Source organism: Chryseobacterium sp. MHB01 (genome assembly GCF_034651565.1).
In the GTDB taxonomy this organism is placed as follows: Bacteria; Bacteroidota; Bacteroidia; order Flavobacteriales; family Weeksellaceae; genus Chryseobacterium; species Chryseobacterium nepalense.
The window spans coordinates 552502-574140 of record NZ_JAYEDA010000001.1; the positions used below are offsets into that span (position 1 = coordinate 552502).

Consider the following 21639-nt stretch of genomic DNA (forward strand, 5'->3'; position numbering starts at 1 on the left):
TGCAAAGGTAGTGAATTTACATGGCGGTAATGAAGGAGTTTGAGAGACGGGATTTTGTTTATTGTTTTAGATTATTCATCCGTTTAAGAATCTCTTTCCCCCGAACAAGAGTAACATTGTAAGTCTGTTCGGGATTATGTATTGCTTTTTCATATAAATCTCTGGCTAAATTATTATTTCCCTGCACAAGATTAATGAATCCCAAGATTTCATATATAAAGTTTTGCAGTTTGATATCTGGATTGTTCTGAGCAGATAAATACGTTAAAATCCTTTGTGCTGCATCAATTTTGGGATCTTTATATTGTTTAATTTCATATCCAAGAGGCTTGCTGAACCAATAGTCCCACATGCTGCCGTTATTGTGCTCATTCCATGAATATTTTATAAGTTGTAAGGCGACTTCCAGTAAGGCAGGATCTAAATTTTTATTTTTTGAAGGAGATGTTCTGCTTTCCCCAATATAACGATCAATGGTAGGCTCCATGCCTTTATCCTTCATTTCCTGGAAAATAGATTCTTTAAGGTAGAGGGCGTGATTTTTTGAGAAACTTTCATAAGCAAAGGAAGCAGGAAAGTGATCTGCCAGATTTTCTATTCTGTATCCTTTTTTCAGCTCAGCTTTTAAATCAATTTTATATACTGTATTGTAATCATGGAAAAGATATACGTAGATGATGCCTCTTTTCAGATCGCATATCGTAGAATATAGAGTATTCAGTTCTCCTTCCTGATGGGTTTTATCCAGAATGGTTTTTAGAAAATTAATGTTATTTTGCGTAGATTCCGAGAGCATTTCATTGGCGATTTCAGGTCTTCTGCATGCTAGTTTTCCATTGATCATATTACAATTTGAATTGATCTGAAAGTCTCCTTTTTTTTCAATAATACCTTTTGGATTGATCAGTACGGAGTTTCCTTCCTTATCAGCTAATAAGACCTGAGACTGGGAGATGTAATCATATTTTTTTAAGATTATGAGGGCCTCTTTTACGTTTTTACATTTTCCTAAAACCTCCCACATGATATCGCCTTTATAAGGGTTTGTCAGGTTGAGCTTACTTAAATCATAATTGGCTGCGGCATAATCAAAAAACAGCCCATGTTCATTCATTGCTGAAGCAATTTGCATATCCGGTGCTCCGAAACAAACAGAAGCATAGCGGTCTTTGGTAGCCGGGTTATACCATATTCTGTTAAAAGGTGTAGTATCATCTTCATTAGCTGCTGCATATACTTCTCCGCCTCTGGAACAGGAAAAAATAGTGCATGCTTTTGCCGTACCTGAGCCGTACATAAGGATACTCATCATCATTAAAAAAATAGTTTTATTCATAATATATAGTTTTTATATTGGTTGTTTGATTGTTGTAAATAAATGTTGTTAAATACTTAAATAAAATTTAATATAAATTACGCTTGTTTTTTAAGTATAACTTTTTTAATCATAACAGAAAGAAAATCTGCTTGTTATTATAAAATAAAACTCGTACCTTTGCACCACTTTTGTGGCGAAAAGGTTTGAAAAGTAAATAACTATAAATTAATTACTTCCGTATTTTTCAATTCACATTTATCAAACCGTTGAAAGAGAAGGAATACAAATTTTATTAGAATTATGTCAAAAGAGACAAATTCAGCAGAATTATTATTAAACCAAAACGTAGCACCTGAACAATTTGACTGGGATTCTTTCGAGTCCGGTCTTGATGCTGATGCTAGAAAAGAGAAAAGCGATCTTGAGGAAATCTACAACGGATCTTTAAACAACCTTGACGATAATGACGTATTGGTTGGTAAAGTAGTTAGATTAACTGACAAAGAGGCTATCGTAGACATCAACTTCAAATCTGAAGGTGTTATTTCTCTTAACGAATTCCGTTACAACCAAGGCCTTAAAGTAGGAGACGAGGTAGAAGTAATGGTAGACAGAAGAGAAGACAAAACCGGTCAGTTACAGTTATCTCACAGAAAAGCAAGAACGCTTAAAGCTTGGGATAAAGTAAACGAACTTCACGAAACAGGTGAAATCGTAAACGGTTTTGTAAAATCAAGAACGAAAGGTGGTATGATCGTAGACGTACACGGAATCGAAGCATTCTTACCTGGTTCTCAAATTGATGTTAAGCCAATCAAAGATTACGATCAGTTCGTAGGTAAAACAATGGAGTTCAAAGTTGTGAAAATCAACCCTGAGTTCAAAAACGTTGTAGTATCTCACAAAGCATTGATCGAAGCAGATATCGAAGGTCAGAAAAAAGAAATCATCGCTCAGCTTGAAAAAGGTCAGGTTCTTGAAGGTACTGTTAAGAATATTACTTCTTACGGTGTATTCATCGACTTAGGTGGTGTAGACGGATTGATCCACATTACAGACCTTTCTTGGTCTAGAGTGAACCACCCGTCTGAAATCCTTGAAGACGGACAGACTGTGAAAGTGGTTATCCTTGACTTCGATGATGAGAAAACAAGAATCCAGTTAGGTATGAAGCAATTAGAAGCTCATCCTTGGGATGCTCTTTCTGCTGACCTTAAAGTTGGAGACAGAGTAAAAGGAAAAGTAGTGGTTCTTGCTGACTATGGTGCATTTGTAGAAATCGCTCCAGGTGTAGAAGGATTAATCCACGTTTCTGAAATGTCTTGGTCTACTCACTTAAGATCTGCAGGTGACTTCGTGAAAGTAGGTGATGAGGTAGAAGCAGAAGTATTAACTTTAGACAGAGAAGAAAGAAAAATTTCTCTTGGTATCAAGCAATTAAGCAAAGATCCATGGGAAAATATCGAAGCTAAATATCCTGTAGGATCTAAGCATGTAGGAACAGTAAGAAACTTCACTAACTTCGGTGTATTCGTAGAATTAGAAGAAGGTATCGACGGATTAATCTACATCTCTGATCTTTCTTGGACTAAGAAAATCAAGCACCCATCTGAATTCTGTGCAGTTGGTGATAAACTGGATGTTGTAGTTTTAGAACTTGATATCCAGGCTAGAAGATTATCTCTAGGTCACAAGCAATTGACAGAAAATCCTTGGGATGCGTTTGAAACAAAGTATGCTGAAGGAACAATCCACGCTGGTAAAGCAGTAGAAGTTCATGATAAAGGAGCTTCTGTACAGTTCGAAGATGCTGAAGTTGAGGCTTTCTGCCCGTCAAGATTATTAGAGAAGGAAGACGGATCTAAAATCAAGAAAGGAGAAGAAGCTGATTTCAAAGTAATCGAATTCAACAAAGAATTCAAAAGAGTAGTAGTTTCTCACACAGGTATCTTCAGAGATGAAGAGAAAAAGAATGCAAGAGAAGCTTCTAACAACAGATCTAACAACACTTCATCTTCAAACAATGAAGAAAGATCAACTCTTGGAGATATCGATGCATTAGCAGAATTAAAAAGAAAAATGGAAGAAGGTAAATAATCTTCACATATTTTTGAAATAGGCCACTCTTTTGAGTGGCTTTTTTATTTTAATATCGTTTTATGAATAATTTTAATTTAATTAAATAAATAAGTGTAATTTGTAAAATATTAAAATTTATTAAATTATAATATTTTTGACTATTTTTGTAATTATATTTAATTTATTGTTGTTTTTATTGTATTTTATTTTTATTTTGGTCTCTTTATTTGAAGTTATGAAAAAATATAAATTACAATTACTGGTTGCTTTTTATGCATTTTTACCCTCAATTTTTTTTGGACAGGATAATCAGGCATTAATAAGAGATTACATTTCTAAAAATAAAATCAGAGAATACAAAAAATCTGATCTTATCAACTTCGTCATTGACAATATTGATAACTCAAAATCGATGAATGGTGAAATTGTGAAATTTCAGCAGATGTATAATGGATATCCTGTTTATAATGCTGAAGGAACGGCGCTTATCAGAGACCGTAAAATTATTTATTATTCAGATACTTTCCTGAAAGATTACAGCTCAGCAATATCAGGCAATTCTGCAATAACAAAAGCTACAGCACTACAAAAAATTTCTGAATATCTTCAACTAACGGAAATACAATCTTATTCAATATTAGAATTTAAAGATCCCGAACCTGAAAATGGGAAAATGGTAAAGCAAAAACTAACTTATGTTTATGACAATGGGATTTTAACGTTAGCCTATCATTTTTCTTTCCCGGAACCTGGTGCCTTACATTATTGGGATATTCTTATTGACGCTAATAATGGAAATATAATCAGCAAAACAGATCTTAATCTGTCATGCAATTTCCATCATGATGCATATTCTCATGATGCAGTCAATTCTCAACGAGATTTAATAGGTCCGGTATTCGAACCTTATAAAAATAGTTTTTCACTATTAGCGCCTGACAATGCAAGTTATACTATTTTTCCTTTACCCATTGAAGCTCCTACTTTCGGCTCAAGGTCTACTGTAAGTAACCCGTGGATTCTGTCTGCTTCTCCGGAAGGGTGGCACTACGACGGTAATACCCGGTACACTATAACAAGAGGAAATAATGTGTATGCCTATGAAGACAATGCCGCAGCAAATGTTGCCGGATTTTCCCCGGATGCTGGTGCAACCAGAAATTTTAATTATTATTTTGGTATTAATGATGATCCTTTTACGAATCAAAGTGCTTCTATTACCAATTTATTTTATCTGAATAATAGAATCCATGATATTTTCTACACGTTTGGATTTACTCCTTCAGCAAGGAATTTTCAAAATACGAATTTTGGATTAGGAGGTATAGGAAACGATTATGTACAGGCTGAAGCTCAGGATGGAGGCGGTACAAATAATGCAAACTTTTCAAGTCCGGCTGATGGAAGCAGGCCAAGAATGCAGATGTTTCTTTGGTCCACTGTAAACAGGATCTTTTTCTATAATGCTCCGGGTACTGCTGTAAACCGACAGCCTATAGCCGGAACCGCGGTATTTGGAAATGCTTTGGATGCTGTAGGAGTTACCGGTAACGTTCAATTGTCCTCCGTGCTGGATGGTTGTACAGCGATACCCGCAGGTTCACTTACCGGAAAAATAGGCTTGATAGAAAGGGGAACCTGCAGTTTTACTGAAAAGGTAAAGAATGCCCAGAATGCCGGAGCGTCTGCTGTCATTATTTATAATAGTTTAGCTAATGGTAATACGGTTGGAAACATGTCTGGTACAGATGCTTCAATAATAATTCCTTCTGTTTTAATCTCGAATACTGAAGGAGAGTACATTAAAGATCAGCTTTCTGTTAATACCGTTGTTAATGTAACTTTAAAAAATGATCCTGCACTCAGTATAACTCCTGATGGAAGTTTTGATAATGGAATTGTCGTTCATGAATATGGACACGGTATTTCAAACAGATTAACGGGGACAGGTTCCGGCTGTTTAAGTTCTACTGTAAGCAAAGAACAAATGGGAGAAGGCTGGTCGGATTTTTTTGCATTAATGTTAACCAATAAACCGGGCGACAATGCATCGGTAGCGAGAGGAATCGGTACTTATGCCATAGGGCAGCCTATATCAGGAGGAGGAATCAGACAGGCAAAATATTCACCGGATTTCGCAATTAATGATTATACTTATGGTGATACGAATGGTATGGAATATACAAATTCAAGCGGACAGATAGTTCCGGATGTACATTCAATAGGATTTGTATGGGCTTCAGTGCTTTGGGATCTTCACTGGCAATATGTAGCAAAATATGGCTATTCATCGGATGTTACTGCTAATACAACCAACGGAAGCTCAAGAATACTTCAGCTGGTAACAGACGCTTTGAAACTTCAGGTTTGTAACCCTACATTTATAGATGGAAGAAATGCAATTCTTAATGCCGAACTTGCTACTACACAAGGCGCGGACCGATGTATGATCTGGCGGGCTTTTGCGAAAAGAGGGCTTGGAGTTAATGCATCAGCAGGATCCAAAACAAATATTAATGATCAGATAGAAGATTTTACCACGCCGGCAGACTGTATTTTGGCAACAGGTGAGGTTAATACTTCCAATAATACAATTACGGTTTATCCTAATCCCGCTAAAAATGAGTTTTTCATTAATTTTCCAGACAACGTTTTAGGCAAAGTAAATGTCGAGATTTATGACATGTCCGGAAAACTGATTTTATCTGAAAATAAAATTTCTCCTGATATGAAAAAATCAATTTCTACCGATAAGCTGACAAACGGAACTTATCTGGTAAAAGTAAAAGGAATGGGTATTGATAAAACATCAAAACTAATAGTGAAAAAATAAGTCAGATAACAATAAAATTCCCCGGCGCAAGCGTAGCTTGCGCCGGAGAATTTATCTATACGCATCATATCGAATTATTCCATTTATAAGCCGTAACTTTGCGGGCTTTTAAAAATGAATCATGCAGAAGAAAAATGTATTGAAAGGAGTTTTGTTTGTAGGAATCGGAGCAAGCATTTACGGAATGCTCGCAACCTTTGTAAAACTTGCTTATCAGGATGGTTATACAACTTCAGAAGTTACGACATCGCAGTTTGTATTAGGTTTAATCGGGCTTTTGATATTGAATTTTATCCAGACCATTACTTCAAAAAAAGTACTTTCGTCACCCAGTTCCGGAGAAGTACGAAACTTACTGTTGGCGGGTACATCTTTAGGTTGTACAAGTCTGTTTTATTATATTGCCGTTCAGTATATTAATGTTTCAGTTGCGATTGTTTTGCTGATGCAGTCGGTGTGGTTCAGTGTTATTGTTGAAAGTTTCACAACCAAAAAACTGCCACAGATGCGGAAAATTATATCGGTACTTATCGTTCTGGCAGGAACAGTGTTGGCTACAGATCTGGTCAACACACAAATTGAAATTGATTTCAAAGGTGTTTTTTGGGGATTAATGGCAGCAGCCTCATACACTCTTACCATGTTTACTTCAAACAAACTGGCAACACACCTTCCGGTTTTCAGGAAAAGCATCATTATGCTTGCGGGAGGTTCTTTGGTGATCTTTTTGTTTTTGATATTTGCTCAAGTTGGTCCGTTGCATATTGACAGTTTAAAGACTTTCTATCTCAATTTTACAGAAAATACAGACCATATTCACGCTTTCAGGTATTCAATTTTATGGAAATACGGGTTTATTCTGGCATTATTCGGTACGATTATTCCACCGATTTTATTTAATATAGGTTTTCCTAATGCAGGGTTGGGTTTAGGAAGTATTGTTTCATCTCTGGAGCTGCCGGTTTCAGTAACAATGGCTTTCGTATTGTTGGGCGAAAAAGTGGCGGCTGTCCAGTGGCTGGGAATTGCATTGATTCTTTTCGCGATTGTTCTGATGAATCTCCCGTCTAAAAAAGAATCTGCTGTGGTATAGTGTTTGAACAATTCATGAATCAAAATAAACTGTTCTCTCAGCAGTTTTAAAAGTAATTGTAAATAAACCACTATGAAATATCTTAAAAATATTCTAACTATTGTAGTACTGATTCTTGTTCCTGAATTTCTTTTTTCACAGATAAAACCACTTGATGCCGAACTCACCAACTATCAGTACCCATTTAAAGTGTATTTTCTGGATGTTAAATCCCAGAATAACGATCTGAAAATGGCATATATGGATGTACAGCCTAAAGAGTCGAATGGAAAGACTATTATGCTTCTCCATGGCAAAAACTTTAATGGAGCCTATTGGGGAAAGACAGCAAAAGACCTTTCTGATAAAGGTTTCAGAGTAGTTATTCCGGATCAGATCGGATTCGGAAAATCATCTAAACCACAAAATTATCAATTCTCTTTTTCGCAGCTTGCCGAAAATACAAAAGCAGTTTTAGACCATCTTAATATAGATAAGGCTATCGTTTTAGGACATTCCATGGGCGGAATGGTAGCCACAAGATTTACTCTTCTTTATCCTGAAAGAGTGGAAAAATTGATTCTTGAAAATCCGATTGGGCTGGAAGATTATAAAACATTCGCAGCATATCAGACCATCGATCAGGCATATCAGTCAGAGCTGAAGAACACAGCTGAATCTTATAAAAATTACCAGCTCACATTTTATTACGATAATAAATGGAAACCTGAATATCAGCCCTGGCTGGACTTAATTGCAGGCTGGACTCTCCATCCTGATTATCCGAAAGTAGCGTGGGATGCTGCTTTAACCTCGGATATGATTTACAATCAGCCTGTTTGCTACGAATTTAAGAATATTAAAGTTCCAACACTTTTGATTATCGGAACAAGAGATCGTACCGCTATAGGAAAAGACAGGACGCCAAAGGAACTGCAGCCTAAAATGGGGCAATATCAGTTGTTGGGAAAAAAAACACAGCAGGAAATCAGGGGTTCAAAATTGGTGGAACTTGAAAATGTAGGCCATTTACCACATATCGAAGTGTATGATAAGTTCTGGAATGCGCTTTATGGTTTTATCAGATAACTCAAAAAAATTCGGCTGCAAATTATTGACAGCCGATTTTTATTTAAATTCATTTAAATCAGGAAATGAGTTCCATAATCCGTAAAGCTACTTTCAGAGCTTCTGTTCCGTCTTCAATAGGAACTTCAACATTTTTATTTTCAATAATGGAATCCGCAAAAGAATTCAGTTCATCAAGAATTGCGTTATTCGGCTGAATATCCGGATATTCAAATAAAATCTGATTTTTTTCACCCTCTGCATTTTCAATAATCATATCAAAAGGTGTCGGATGTTCCGGTGCATCTTTCATTCGGATAACTTCAGCTTTTTTCTCAAGAAAATCTACGGAAATATAAGCATCTTTCTGGAAAAAGCGGCTCTTTCTCATGGCCTTCATGGAAATCCTGGAAGTAGTAAGGTTAGCGACGCAGCCATTTTCAAATTCAATTCTGGCATTGGCAATATCCGGAGTTTTACTCACGACACAAACACCGCTTGCGTGGATGTTTTTTACCTTAGATTTTACGATGCTTAGCAGGATATCAAGATCGTGTATCATTAAATCCAGAACTACCGAAACATCCGTTCCGCGCGGATTAAATTCCGCAAGTCTGTGGATTTCAATGAACATCGGGTTTCTAATATACTCTTTTGTTGCAATGAAAGCAGGATTATATCTCTCAACGTGGCCCACCTGCGCTTTGATTCCTTTTTCCCGGCATTGTTTTAAAAGCTCTTCTGCCTGCTCAAGGGTTTGGGTAACGGGTTTTTCTATAAAAAAATGAAGGCCTTTTTCAATTGCCTGTAAAGCATAATCATAATGATAAATGGTTGGTGTCACAATATCCAGCATATCGATTTTATCCAGCAATTCAGCAAAATTTTCAAAATAAGGATATCCGAATTCCGCTTCCAGTTTTTTTCCATTTTCAACATCTTTATCATGAAAACCTACAAATTCATATTTATCCGATTGATTCAGAAGCTTTAAATGAATCTTTCCTAAATGTCCGGCACCTACCAAACCTGCTTTTAACATATGTTTATTAAATTTTTGTAAATATAAGAATTTTAAAGAACGGTAGGCGGATGATCATTTTTAGGTTGATAAATACTGAATGTTTTTTTACTTTTGTAAAAAAATTATCCCTGAAATATAAACTAAATTAAATGGCGCAAGACTCGTTTGTACACAAAGGTAAAAGAAAGATTTTGGTGGATTATCTCAGGAACAGGATCGGAATATCGGATGAAAAGGTACTTTCAGCAATGAATGAGGTTCCAAGGCACCTCTTTATAGAAAGTATTTTTGAAGATTTTGCCTATGAAGACAGAGCTTTCCCTATTCTTGCCCATCAGACGATTTCTCATCCTTCTACTGTGGCGGAACAGTCCGAACTTTTACAGGTAAAAGAAGGTGAGAAAGTACTGGAAATCGGCACGGGTTGTGGTTATCAGACGGCAGTTTTACTGGCCATGAAAGCCTTGGTGTTCACCGTTGAAAGGCAAAAAGATCTTTTTGATTTTTCCAAAAAGAAATTCCGAGAAATGGGTCTTTATCCGAAATTTCAGAGTTTTGGTGACGGTTTTGCAGGGCTTCCTACTTTTGCACCTTTTGACAAAATTATTGTGACCTGTGGGGCTTCCGTTTTACCTACGGAATTGCTGAAGCAGCTTAAAGTCGGCGGTAAAATGGTGATTCCTTTAGGTCCCACAGATGAACAGGTTTTATACAGGTTTACTAAAATTTCACCAACCGAATTTGAAAAAGAAGAATTCGGGGCTTACAAATTTGTTCCGATGCTCGGCAATACGAATTTATAGTTTTGCAATAAAATTTGGCGTTAAAATAGTGTGTCTCATTTATCAATTTTAATGGGACTTTTCTTTGGTGGTTTGTTTTTTGATGAAATATCAGCATCTAAAAAAAATCAATACATTACAATGAAGGTATTTATCAATAAACAAATTCCGGAAATAGGGATTCATATGTTAAAGGATGCGGGTTTTGAAATTTTTATTCCTGACCACGATAATCTATCAAGAGAAGAATGGATAGGGTATTGCCAGAGTCACGATATGATTTTAAGTGTTGGAACTGAATTCAAATTTGACAAAGACTTTTTCAATGAATGTCCGGATTTAAAAGCAATTGCTTTATATTCAGTAGGTTTCGATCATGTTGATATTCAGGAAGCAGACCGCAGAAAAATTCCGGTAGGAAATACACCTGATGTCTTAAGTAAAGCGACTTCGGATATTGCATTTCTTCTCATGCAATCGGTGGCAAGAAGGGCAAGTTACAATTATGAAAAGGTAAAATCAGGAAACTGGGGAGATTTTGATCCGCTTCATGCACTTGGTCAGGAGCTCTACGGAAAGACACTGGGAATTTTCGGATTGGGAAGAATCGGTTATGAAATGGCTAAAAAATCAAAGGCGGCTTTTGATATGGGCATTATATATCACAATCGTCACAGAAATGAAGAAGCTGAAATTGAACTGGATGCAAAATATGTTTCCTTCGAAGAACTCATCTCACAGTCGGATGTACTGAGTATTCATGCGAATTTTAAACCCGAACAGACGGAACTTTTCAATGCATCGGTTTTTGAGAAAATGAAAGAGAATGCCATTTTTATCAATACCGCAAGAGGAGGATTTCACAATCAAAAAGACCTCTATGCAGCGCTTACAGAACATAAAATTTGGGGAGCCGGACTTGATGTAACCAATCCGGAGCCTATATACAAAGATGATCCGATTTTGGAACTTTCAAATGTTTGTGTTCTCCCGCATATCGGTTCGGCAACAGTTGAAGCAAGAAACGGAATGGCAAAAATAGCGGCAGAAAATCTCATTGCCGTTTCAAAAGGTGAAAAAATGCCTGCTGCGGCCAATCCTGAAATTTATTCAGAAAGATAGAAAAGCTAATTAAATTATTAGTAAATTTAATATGCAAATATTAATATTTAATTGCTAAATCAAACCACCTGTTTTTAGACTTGGAATTATTTTTGTTTATGTTGTAATAACACTAAATATATAATATTATGATACCCGAAAACAGCGAACAGGAACAGGAAAGAAGATTGGAACAGAGAGATTACCAACCTAATGAAGATATATTTAATCAGGAAGAACATATCCCCTTAGATGGTGATGGAAAACCAGTGTTTAATGAAAGTTCCGACGATGATAAATTAGACAAAGGACTTGACATTCCCGGAGCTGATGATCAGGCCGGAACCGATGATATCGGGGAGGATGAAGAAAACAGCTACTGGGGATATAGTGATAATGAAGATGATCACGAAGAACAAAACGACGACTTGATACGTTAACCTTGCCTTAACCGGTAAGGTTTTTTTATTTCCTGAATGTAAGAAATAATTAAATTTTTTAATTCAAAACTAATGCTGAAAGAAAATTATATAAATGTTATACATATTAATTTAGTATAAATATTTATAACTAAAGAAAATGTAACAGTTTTAATTATTAAATTTATCATTAAACAGTGATTAATTATAATTAAATTATGCTGAAATATTTACAAATTTTGTTCGTTTCTATAAGCGTATTTACATTTTCACAGGTTCCCGTGAATGTGAAGGTAAAAGATAACGCCGGAAATGAAAGTTTTAATGTTACCTGTAATAATAATCTGGACCCAAACGGATGTATTGCCTTAAGTGTTGAATATCCCGTACTCAGGCAGACAGCAAGTTATCAGGTCAGCCAGGAGCCATACAGTCCTGCGATTCCGATGAATCAGGGAACATCACTTAATGCAAACTATGATGACCTTTTTGCAGTAAAACTGGATCTGCCTTTTAAATTTTGCTTCTACAATCAATATTTTCAATCGCTGGTAGTAGGATCCAACGGAATGGTGACATTTGACCTCGCTCAGCTTGGAAATATCAATTATCCAAATGTACAGTGGGCAAACCCAAGCCCAAATCTTCCTAAAAATTCTATTTTCGGGGTGTATCACGATATGGTATTTTCTGCAGGAGATGCATCGGAAATTTATTATTCTACGATCGGTACCGCACCTTACAGAAAATTTGTCATTAATTTTTTTGAGGGCCGCGTGTCCGGATGTACCGACAGATCTTCCTCACAAATTGTTTTGCACGAAACAACCAATATCATCGAAGTTTTTGTTGAAAAAAAGCCTACTCCTTGTCCTACAAGAAAATTCGAAAACGCTTTGATCGGCGTTCTCAACAGCGACGGAACACAAGGCGCATCTCCTGCAAACCGGAATACCGGCGTATGGCAGGCTCTCCAGGAAGGATGGAAATTCAGTCCGCTGGGAAATGTCATAGAACCTGAGGTTACATGGACAAATTCTGCAGGACAGAGTGTCGGTACAGGAGTTCAGACAACTGTTTGTCCTACTCAAAATGATACCTTTACAGCCAACGTAAAATTTAATATCTGCGGAAACAGTGATCTTATATTAACGGATGATTTTCCGGTAACGTTTGATCCTACTTATCCTATTGCAAAAAACTATACTCAGAATTTTTGTGGAAATACTTCTGTAAATCTTACGTTAAGCAGTTTTCAGGGGAATCTTACAACGCAGAATCCTGCAGGTTTTCAGTTTAGCTTTCATACCAGCCAGCAGGATGCGCAAAACAACGTGAATCCCCTGCCAAATAATTATACGCTTACAGCCAATACCGTTTTATATGTCAGAATTCAGAATCCGGCTGCGCCTTCCTGTTTCAGGATCGCGGTACTTACTTTAAATCTTATTTCTAAAAGTTTACTTAAAAATACGATTGAAATCTGTGATACCAATAATGATGGAATAGAGTCCAACTATGATGTTGCCTCATTTAATACAGAACTTTTTCCTCCCGGAACCACCGGAATTTCTTACTATTTGTCACAATCAGATGCCCAGAATAATACCAATGCCCTTGTTGCAGTAAATATTACAGCTGCTACAAATCTCTGGATAAGGCTGCAGGAGGGTAATTGCACGTATATTTTAGGACCTGTAAATTTTCAGCTCAGCCCGGGAGTAAACTTAAATAACCCTGTAAATTTTACCTATACAGTCTGTGATATCAATGCAGATAATCAGGAACCATTCAATTATTCAACGGTTATTGGTCCGCTTATTACCACCCAAACCGGCGTTGTATTTGAAGCATATAATACCTATAATGAAGCATTTACCGGAACCGGAACGGTTTTAAATACTATTAAAAGCGGGATTTATACTATTTTCATAAGGGTGGAAATTCCAAACGGATGTTTTGCAGTGGCCACCGTAAATATGAATGTAACTTTTACTAAAATTGTTGCTAATGAAAAGAAAATCTACATTTGTTTTAACGGTACGGATGATATTGCAGTAGATCTCAATACACTTTCTGCTGGAATGCTGGTCTCTCCAACTTCGGTTCCCGTGACGGAATTTTATACCACAGCAGCAAATGCCAATGCCGGAATTAGTCCTATCAGTCCCAACCAGACGATTACGACAGACGGAAACCTCGTAACACAGACTTATTTTGTTCGTTTCGAAAATTCTGATGATTGTTATACGGTGCGGCCGTTGGTGGTAAATCTTGTACATCCGGTAATTGTACAGTCTGCATTTACGGTGTGTGATTTCAATAATGATAATTCGGAAAATGTACAGCTTTCCCAGTTTTCTCCGGCAATTATAGGAAATCAGAATGCAACAACTATTTTTTATCAGACTTCTGCAAATGCCATAGCAGGAACAAATCCGATTACAAATATTACCCTGAGCGGAACCCAGCAGATTTTTGTAAAAATAACATCCTATAATTGTGAACAGATTTATCCGGTAAATCTAAGTCTGACTTCAACACCTACGGTAAACCCTGAAGTTACTTTAACACTTAATACGATTTGCGATAATAACAATGACGGCAGCGAAAACTACAATCTTACCCAGGCCCAGGCCCAGATTTATTCAGGGTCAAATGTAAGTTTTACGTATTACCTGAATTATAACCCTGCTACCAATGTATTCTCCAATCAGATTGCAAATCCTGCGCAGTTTCCTGTTTCTGCAGGAAATGCAACAGTGTATGTAAAAGTAAAATTCAATAACAGTGAATGTTTTTCTGTATCAAAACTCAATATTCAGATCACTTTTTTACCGCCGGTTGTTTTGAATCCTGCCATTCTGGAAAAATGTGACGAAGAATTTAATCTGAATGAAACCTTCCAGCTCAGTGATGCGGTTCCTCAGTTATTTATCGCATCACAGAATACCTATCCGTTATCATCAATAACAATTACTTATTACAATACAGCAGCTCAGGCTAATGCAGGAAATTCAGCCAATCAGATCGGGCCGGCGGTTATAACAACTGTTTCTTCCGTTCAGGTGTGGGCAAGATTTCAGTCGCAGACTACCGGATGTTATTCAGTAGCTCCTATTCAGCTTAAAACCTATTTTCCGCCTAAAGCCATTAATTCAACGATAACAGTCTGTGATGAAAATTTGGATGGAAACTATGAAGTAAATCTGCTGAATTTTACGAATCTCATGGTTGATATTCCAAATCCTGCCAATTCATTCTCTTTTTATCTTACCCAGCAGGATGCGGAGAACGGAACGAATGCGATTGCCAATCCCGGAAATTTTACAGCGAATCCTTTTCCTGCTCAGCTGTGGGTAAAAGTTCAGAATATTCCTGGCTGTGACGATATTGCATCTGTTAATTTCAATTTTGGAAACAAACTTGTTTTACAGAATCCCGGACCTTTCCAGATTGCGGTCTGCGACATAGGAAATAACGGAACGGAAAGCATTGATCTCACCCAATTCCAGAACCAGATCTATACAGGAGCGAATGTTACTTTCACGTATTATCCTTCTCTGGCTGATCTTAATAATGGGACGAATGCGATTACATCACCTTCAGCCTTTAATTACATTCAGAGTGCAGGTTCCAACATCATATATGTAAAAGTAAGTGTTCCAGGCTCTTGTCCGAATGTTGTACAGATCAATCTTTCATTGAAGCCGACTCCGGTGTTCGATATTCCTACTCTTTATTTCTGTCCGGAAGGTTCTTTGGATTATACAGTACATATTGAAGGATATACCATCACCAGCTATGTGTGGACCAATCCGGCAGGACAGATTATCTCTACAACAGATACGATAACCGGGATTACTGTATTAGGAAACTATACGCTTACTGTTACAGCCCAAAATGGATGTACTTTCACCGATACATTTGAAGTCAAGCATTTTGATGTTCCCGTAATAGAAAAACTGGAGTTCAACGGAAATACGGCAGTTGTTTATGCCACAGGTCTGCAGACAATCCTTTATTCTATCGACGGAGTAACATGGCAGGCCGGAAATACGTTTTATAATTTACCGACGGGAATTACTACTTTCTATGTAAAATACGTAAACAGTGATTGTATTGTAAAACAGCAGGGCGTTGTTCTGGATATTAAAAATGCCATTACCCCGAACGGAGACGGTATCAATGATCAGTGGATTGTTAAAGACCTTCAGGTATTCGGAAACAGGATGTCAACGGTTAAAATTTACGACCGGTACCAGTATCAGGTTTTCGAACAGAGTTCAAACACGCAGTTTTTCTGGGACGGAACCATTAAGGGACGTGCAATCCCTACTTCCAGTTATTGGTACGTCATTACCCTTCCGGACGGCAGAACCTTCACCGGTTGGATCCTTGTAAAGAATAATAATTAAACCTTAATTAAATAATTGAAACCTCATTGAATACTCAGTGAGGTTTTTTTATTTTTGAAAAACCCTCCTCATGCCCTCAAAAAATTTCCCTATGTGGAATTATTTTAACGAACAAAATTCCCCTCCCTTGGAAATCGAGGAACGAGATTCGCCGATTCCGATTTATAAATAAAAATGAAAGAGGCATTGGTAGATTCGACCAACGGGAGAAGACGGGGTGGTTAAAAGAACAACAACAAATAATAAATAGCACAGCATAAAACCACCCTGTCAAAAATTCTTTGAATTTTCGCTACCCTCCACAAGAAGGGAATTTCAGGAGTGCCAAATTTCAAACATTAGTTGCAGGAATTTTTGAATTTGAATATCTTTAAAACTTTGAATTTTCAACCAATTGTAAACGTTAAACATAGAACTTTAAACTGTAATATGACTTTCCAGGAACACATACAGCAAGGCATCCCAAGCCAACTGCCACAGCCGAAACCTTACGAAACCAATATCAACCATGCTCCGAAACGGAAAGAAATTTTAGGGGAAGAAGAAAAAAAGCTTGCCCTGAAGAATGCTTTGCGATACTTCGAGCCTCAGTTTCATGCAGAATTATTGCCTGAATTCAGGGAAGAGCTCGAAAAATACGGAAGAATCTATATGTATAGGTTCCGTCCGGATTATGAGATGAAGGCAAGGCCAATTTCAGAATATCCCGGTAAATCGGAACAGGCAAAAGCAATCATGCTGATGATTCAGAACAACCTGGATTATGCAGTGGCGCAGCATCCGCACGAGCTGATTACCTATGGTGGAAACGGAGCGGTTTTCTCAAACTGGGCGCAGTATCTTTTAACGATGAAATACCTGTCCGAAATGACGGATGAGCAGACTCTGGTCATGTATTCCGGGCATCCGATGGGATTGTTTCCTTCGCATAAAGATGCACCGAGAGTGGTCGTAACCAACGGAATGATGATCCCGAATTATTCCAAACCGGACGATTGGGAAAAGTTTAATGCATTAGGCGTTACGCAGTACGGACAGATGACAGCGGGAAGTTATATGTACATCGGGCCGCAGGGAATTGTTCACGGAACAACGATCACGGTACTGAATGCATTCAGAAAAATTAATAAACAACCAAAAGGCGGACTGTTCGTAACCTCAGGATTGGGCGGAATGAGCGGTGCACAGCCGAAAGCAGGAAATATCGCAGGCTGTGTTACAGTGTGTGCGGAAGTAAATCCGAAGATCACCAAAATCCGCCACGATCAGAAATGGGTAAACGAAATTCATGAAAACCTGGATGAACTCGTTTTCAGAGTAAGAAAAGCGCAGGAAAACAAAGAAACCGTTTCCCTGGCTTACCTGGGAAATATTGTTGAGGTTTGGGAAAAATTTGATCAGGAAAATATAAGAATTGATATCGGTTCAGACCAGACATCGCTTCACAATCCATGGGCGGGAGGCTATTACCCTGCGGGGCAGAGCTTTGAAGAATCCAATAAAATGATGGCTGAAAATCCCGAATTATTCAAAGAAAAAGTACAGGAAACGTTAAGACGACACGCAGAAGCGATCAACAAACATACCGCCAAAGGAACCTATTTCTTCGACTATGGAAATGCTTTCTTACTGGAAGCTTCCAGAGCAGGAGCCGATGTAATGGCAGAAAATCCTACACTCGGAAGAGAATTTAAATTCCCTTCTTATGTTCAGGATATTATGGGACCGATGTGTTTCGATTACGGTTTCGGGCCGTTCCGTTGGGTTTGTACCAGCGGAAAACCGGAAGATCTTCAGAAAACGGATGATATTGCCTGCGCCGTTTTAGAGGAAATCCAGCAGAATTCTCCGGAGGAAATCCAGCAGCAGATGAAAGATAATATCCAGTGGATCAAAGGGGCACAGGAAAACAAACTGGTCGTGGGATCACAGGCAAGGATTCTGTATGCCGATGCGGAAGGAAGAATGAAGATTGCGGAAGCATTCAACAAAGCTATTCGCAATGGGGAGATCGGACCGGTAGTGTTGGGAAGAGATCACCATGATGTTTCGGGAACGGATTCACCGTATCGGGAGACTTCCAATATTTATGACGGATCAAGATTTACCGCAGATATGGCGATTCACAATGTGATCGGCGACAGTTTCCGCGGGGCAACCTGGGTTTCTATTCACAATGGAGGCGGAGTAGGATGGGGCGAAGTGATCAACGGAGGTTTCGGCATGCTGTTGGACGGAAGCGATGATGCCGACCGAAGATTAAAATCCATGTTGTTCTGGGATGTTAATAACGGAATTTCCCGCAGAAGCTGGGCCCGAAATGAAGGGGCCGTTTTCGCGATCAAAAGAGCGATGGAAGCAGAACCGAAACTCAAAATAACGCTTCCTAATTTTGTGGATGAAAGTTTATTCTAACGTCATTGCGAGGAGGAATAACGAAGCAATCTGTTGAATGGTTGAAAATTATTTGAACGGATTGCTTTGCTTTGCTCGCAATCACGGACAATAATAAAACCTGCTGTAAGGCAGGTTTTTATCTATAATAAGAAAGTCGTCCCATCAAGTAGCTTTGCAAAAGCGTATCGAGAAGTTAAAGCTAAAAGTCTTCAATCAGTGGTTCTCGATACATTTTTCTGCGCTGCGAAAAACACTCGAACTGCCGGAAGCCGTTACTTCTTTGCAGAGACAGTCGTCACTTCGAGTAGCTTTTGGAAAAAGCGTATCGAGAAGTTGGGTAACAGGCTCTTGATACATCCGACTGCAACAGGATAATTGATACTGGAATATAAAAAAAACCTGCTCAAAAGCAGGTTTTTCGTTTTTAATCTATCGTTCTATTTGGGTCCGTTAAACGTTATTCCCAAAGAAAAAACAGGCTTGGTCAGTTGCGTTCCGTTGATAAAACTCCCGTTTCCCATTACAAACTGATAACCGATCCTAGACGTAACATAGATCCCGACCTTTTCTTTGGTGATATTTCCCAGTTTGTAAGAAAGATCCAGTCCCGGCTGTATATTATAAAACAAATCCCGGCTTAATCTTCGTGGTACTTCATATTCATTCACAAACCATACTCCCTTGATTTGATTGTAAGACATTTCCGTATATGTTTCATCAGGATTTACCAGGCTTAGAAAATAGATCCCCGTAGAAATATAAACGCTTAAAGAGAAATTTTCTTTTTTGATCAGATCATTTTGGGCAAGGACGTTGAAGGTAGTATGATAAGATCTGGTTCTGTTCGCCTGATATCCAAAATCTTCCGAATGATTCTGTTGGGTATACGCCAGTTCGCCACCCAGCGAAATACGGTCATTCACATATATTCTTCCATTCATTTGAAAAGCTGGCAGGTATTTTTTGAAGGCAGGTTGTAATTCTAATCCTGCAAAAAAGGCAATATGATCTTTTTGCGCAAAGAACAGATTACAGGTTGATAGAAATCCCAAAATATAAATCACTTTTTTCATACGCATATAATTTACTGTTACATAGGCTAGACCGTAATATTATTAAAGGTTGCACATCTTTAAAAATGGTACGTTCTATATACAAGACGAAAAAAGGATTGAATGGTTGCCTGATCACAAACGATTCTTAAAAATCAGATTTAGGTAATATAGGGTTTTAGGATAAAAATCTTTTTAGATGGTAAAAATCCCGTCACTTCGAGTAGCTTTGCAAAAGCATATCGAGAAGTCGGTGATACGTTCTCGATACATTTTCTCCGCTACGCTTCGAAAAACACTCGAACTGACGGAAGCCGTTATTTCTTTGCAGGGAAAGTCGTCACTTCGAGTAGCTTTGCAAAAGCGTATCGGGAAGTCGGTGATACGTTGTCGATACATTTTCTGCGCTGCGCTGCGAAAACACTCGAACTGACGGAAGCCGTTATTTCTTTGCAGGGAAAGTCGTCACTTCGAGTAGCTTTGCAAAAGCGTATCGAGAGGTTGGTGAAGTTCTCAATACATAGAATTACATCATAAACCCAAACTGACGGAAACGTAAATTGAAGCAGCGGTATTTATTACATGAAAATATATACAATTAACAGAACAAAAACTTCGTATCAGCTGTTTGATGACCATCAAGTTCTTGTTGGTGAAGTTCTTTTCGATTACCTGATAAGAAAGAATATACGGGTAAAAATAAACCACCAGCTTTATCAAATGAAGTACTCCGGTTTGTTTGGAAATCGGGTGAAATTCCTTGATGATAGCGGGAAGGTAATGATCGATCATTCAAAAAACAGGATGTTCTATTACGGTGATTCACATACTGAAATTTATGACTTTAAAACAGAAGGGTGGTGGCATACTTCTACCCATTTGCTAAATCATCGGGATGACAGGCTGCTGATGTCTGTGAAATACAAAAATCTGTTTTTTACCCGGAAATATCACATGGAGATTGCAGACCCTGACTTCAGGCATGTATTAGTGATGCTCGCCTTTTTATATTACAATATAGAAATTATAGAAAATTAATGTTAAATAAGCGTTCCGTCACTTCGAGTAGATTTTGAAGAAATCATATCGAGAAGCTACTGCTAAAAGTCTTTTCAATCACTGGTTCTCGATACGTTTTTCTCCGCTACGCTTCGAAAAACACTCGAACTGACGGAGCGACTTCCGTATAGTGACCCCGCTTTGTCAAAGTTCCGATCTTTGACAAAGTTTAAAAATAAGAAAATCTGCTGTTGGCAGGTTTTTGTTTTATTTCTCCCACAATTTCCTAATCAGCTTTAGCAGTACCGGTACTTCGTTTCCGGAGGCTTTATCATCTTCTGTAATGGATTCTGTTGGGATGTTACTTTCTCTGTCCTGTTGTATCATTTCCAATTCAAACATTTCATCTTCATCTGGCAGCTGCTTTACTGCTGAACCTCCTTTGTGTGGAAATTGAATATAACCCTCCGGCGGTTGGGGCAATCTTTCCCAGCATTGGGTTGAACATACATTTGCTAATAACGGCAATACATCGGTTCCTACTGTTAGTGAAATCCATACCTGATTGGTTTCTTCATAGCTCATCGCTTTGCTACAAATGCTGCATTGTACGGTATCACCCAAATAACGTATAGGATTATTACTGAGATCCGGAAAATCCATTCTGTTTTTGTAATTGCCGTACAAGGCTCTTGTACTGACTCTGCTGTCTTTTAGGTTTTTGCAGCGGGTGATTTCATAAGGAAACCAATGTAAGTGGTACGAGGTATAAGGGTCGAAATATTCCAGAGATTCCATTTGCCCGATTTCCGGCGGAATACGTTTTAAATTACTTCCATACAGCCAGACCTTTTTTACTTTTTTCAGTTTTGAAATAGTTTCAGGAAGGGTAAAAATTTGAGAGAACAATTCCTGTCCAAGTTCCTCTAATGGCGAAAACTCTTCTCTTTCTTCTTGGGCAACTTTATCAACATATTCGCAAAGTTTTTCCCAGGCGACAGAATGGATGTCCTGAACATTATTTTCAATTTTTTGTATTCTGTTAGCCATGTTGCTTATCCTTCAAGATTATTGTTC

14 protein-coding genes are annotated in these 21639 nt (G+C 37.9%); 10 read left to right on the top strand and 4 right to left on the bottom strand.

All coding sequences use genetic code 11. The features are described 5' to 3' along the window. Nucleotides 1-58: 58 nt before the first annotated feature. Nucleotides 59-1336 (bottom strand): carcinine hydrolase/isopenicillin-N N-acyltransferase family protein, encoded by a 1278-nt coding sequence (locus U9K52_RS02625; RefSeq protein WP_322925132.1) that lies wholly within the window; start codon nt 1334-1336, stop codon nt 59-61. Nucleotides 1337-1618: 282 nt separating this feature from the next. Between U9K52_RS02625 and rpsA the strand changes: the two genes are divergently transcribed. The 4 genes from rpsA (at nt 1619) to U9K52_RS02645 (ending at nt 8391) form a co-directional block, all read left to right on the top strand. Next, nucleotides 1619-3415 carry a 30S ribosomal protein S1 gene (gene rpsA, locus U9K52_RS02630; protein WP_248392132.1) on the top strand — a complete coding sequence of 599 codons (1797 nt, stop codon included), beginning with the start codon at nt 1619-1621 and terminating at the stop codon, nt 3413-3415. A gap of 217 nt (nt 3416-3632) precedes the next feature. After that, nucleotides 3633-6230, top strand: a complete 2598-nt coding sequence (locus U9K52_RS02635; protein ID WP_322925134.1) for a T9SS-dependent M36 family metallopeptidase — start codon at nt 3633-3635, stop codon at nt 6228-6230. A gap of 121 nt (nt 6231-6351) precedes the next feature. Next, entirely contained in the window at nt 6352-7323 is a 972-nt protein-coding gene (locus U9K52_RS02640; protein ID WP_322925135.1) for a DMT family transporter, read from the top strand. Nucleotides 7324-7395: 72 nt separating this feature from the next. Beyond that, nucleotides 7396-8391 carry an alpha/beta hydrolase gene (locus U9K52_RS02645; protein ID WP_322925137.1) on the top strand — a complete coding sequence of 332 codons (996 nt, stop codon included), beginning with the start codon at nt 7396-7398 and terminating at the stop codon, nt 8389-8391. 58 nt (nt 8392-8449) lie between these two features. Here U9K52_RS02645 and U9K52_RS02650 read toward each other — a convergent pair whose 3' ends face one another. Beyond that, complete coding sequence (locus tag U9K52_RS02650) at nt 8450-9412, bottom strand: Gfo/Idh/MocA family oxidoreductase (protein ID WP_322925139.1); 963 nt, start codon at nt 9410-9412, stop codon at nt 8450-8452. Nucleotides 9413-9543: 131 nt separating this feature from the next. Between U9K52_RS02650 and U9K52_RS02655 the strand changes: the two genes are divergently transcribed. From U9K52_RS02655 to U9K52_RS02675, 5 genes are all read left to right on the top strand, one after another. Further along, nucleotides 9544-10197 (top strand): protein-L-isoaspartate(D-aspartate) O-methyltransferase, encoded by a 654-nt coding sequence (locus U9K52_RS02655; protein ID WP_248392144.1) that lies wholly within the window; start codon nt 9544-9546, stop codon nt 10195-10197. A gap of 30 nt (nt 10198-10227) precedes the next feature. Next, the gene (locus tag U9K52_RS02660; protein ID WP_322925142.1) at nt 10228-11298 is read left to right on the top strand and encodes a D-glycerate dehydrogenase; all 1071 of its coding nucleotides are present in this window, start codon (nt 10228-10230) and stop codon (nt 11296-11298) included. A 128-nt stretch (nt 11299-11426) separates the two neighbouring features. Further along, the gene (locus U9K52_RS02665; RefSeq protein WP_263603681.1) at nt 11427-11717 is read left to right on the top strand and encodes a hypothetical protein; all 291 of its coding nucleotides are present in this window, start codon (nt 11427-11429) and stop codon (nt 11715-11717) included. A gap of 197 nt (nt 11718-11914) precedes the next feature. Then, entirely contained in the window at nt 11915-16114 is a 4200-nt protein-coding gene (locus tag U9K52_RS02670) for a T9SS type B sorting domain-containing protein (RefSeq protein WP_322925145.1), read from the top strand. 429 nt (nt 16115-16543) lie between these two features. Continuing rightward, the gene (locus U9K52_RS02675) at nt 16544-18529 is read left to right on the top strand and encodes a urocanate hydratase (RefSeq protein ID WP_322925146.1); all 1986 of its coding nucleotides are present in this window, start codon (nt 16544-16546) and stop codon (nt 18527-18529) included. A 419-nt stretch (nt 18530-18948) separates the two neighbouring features. On the opposite strand, the gene U9K52_RS02680 is transcribed toward U9K52_RS02675, so the two are convergent. Beyond that, nucleotides 18949-19584 (bottom strand): hypothetical protein, encoded by a 636-nt coding sequence (locus tag U9K52_RS02680; RefSeq protein WP_322925148.1) that lies wholly within the window; start codon nt 19582-19584, stop codon nt 18949-18951. A gap of 561 nt (nt 19585-20145) precedes the next feature. Between U9K52_RS02680 and U9K52_RS02685 the strand changes: the two genes are divergently transcribed. After that, nucleotides 20146-20601, top strand: a complete 456-nt coding sequence (locus U9K52_RS02685) for a hypothetical protein (RefSeq protein ID WP_322925150.1) — start codon at nt 20146-20148, stop codon at nt 20599-20601. 228 nt (nt 20602-20829) lie between these two features. On the opposite strand, the gene U9K52_RS02690 is transcribed toward U9K52_RS02685, so the two are convergent. After that, complete coding sequence (locus U9K52_RS02690) at nt 20830-21612, bottom strand: hypothetical protein (protein WP_322925152.1); 783 nt, start codon at nt 21610-21612, stop codon at nt 20830-20832. Nucleotides 21613-21639: the final 27 nt, after the last annotated feature.

Excerpts from the sequence above, each read along its gene's own strand:
- U9K52_RS02625 (WP_322925132.1), bottom strand. The coding sequence starts at position 1,336 with ATGAATAAAACTATTTTTTTAATGATGATGAGTATCCTTATGTACGGC.
- rpsA (WP_248392132.1), top strand. The coding sequence starts at position 1,619 with ATGTCAAAAGAGACAAATTCAGCAGAATTATTATTAAACCAAAACGTA.
- U9K52_RS02635 (WP_322925134.1), top strand. The coding sequence starts at position 3,633 with ATGAAAAAATATAAATTACAATTACTGGTTGCTTTTTATGCATTTTTA.
- U9K52_RS02640 (WP_322925135.1), top strand. The coding sequence starts at position 6,352 with ATGCAGAAGAAAAATGTATTGAAAGGAGTTTTGTTTGTAGGAATCGGA.
- U9K52_RS02645 (WP_322925137.1), top strand. The coding sequence starts at position 7,396 with ATGAAATATCTTAAAAATATTCTAACTATTGTAGTACTGATTCTTGTT.
- U9K52_RS02650 (WP_322925139.1), bottom strand. The coding sequence starts at position 9,412 with ATGTTAAAAGCAGGTTTGGTAGGTGCCGGACATTTAGGAAAGATTCAT.
- U9K52_RS02655 (WP_248392144.1), top strand. The coding sequence starts at position 9,544 with ATGGCGCAAGACTCGTTTGTACACAAAGGTAAAAGAAAGATTTTGGTG.
- U9K52_RS02665 (WP_263603681.1), top strand. The coding sequence starts at position 11,427 with ATGATACCCGAAAACAGCGAACAGGAACAGGAAAGAAGATTGGAACAG.
- U9K52_RS02670 (WP_322925145.1), top strand. The coding sequence starts at position 11,915 with ATGCTGAAATATTTACAAATTTTGTTCGTTTCTATAAGCGTATTTACA.
- U9K52_RS02675 (WP_322925146.1), top strand. The coding sequence starts at position 16,544 with ATGACTTTCCAGGAACACATACAGCAAGGCATCCCAAGCCAACTGCCA.
- U9K52_RS02680 (WP_322925148.1), bottom strand. The coding sequence starts at position 19,584 with ATGAAAAAAGTGATTTATATTTTGGGATTTCTATCAACCTGTAATCTG.
- U9K52_RS02685 (WP_322925150.1), top strand. The coding sequence starts at position 20,146 with ATGAAAATATATACAATTAACAGAACAAAAACTTCGTATCAGCTGTTT.
- U9K52_RS02690 (WP_322925152.1), bottom strand. The coding sequence starts at position 21,612 with ATGGCTAACAGAATACAAAAAATTGAAAATAATGTTCAGGACATCCAT.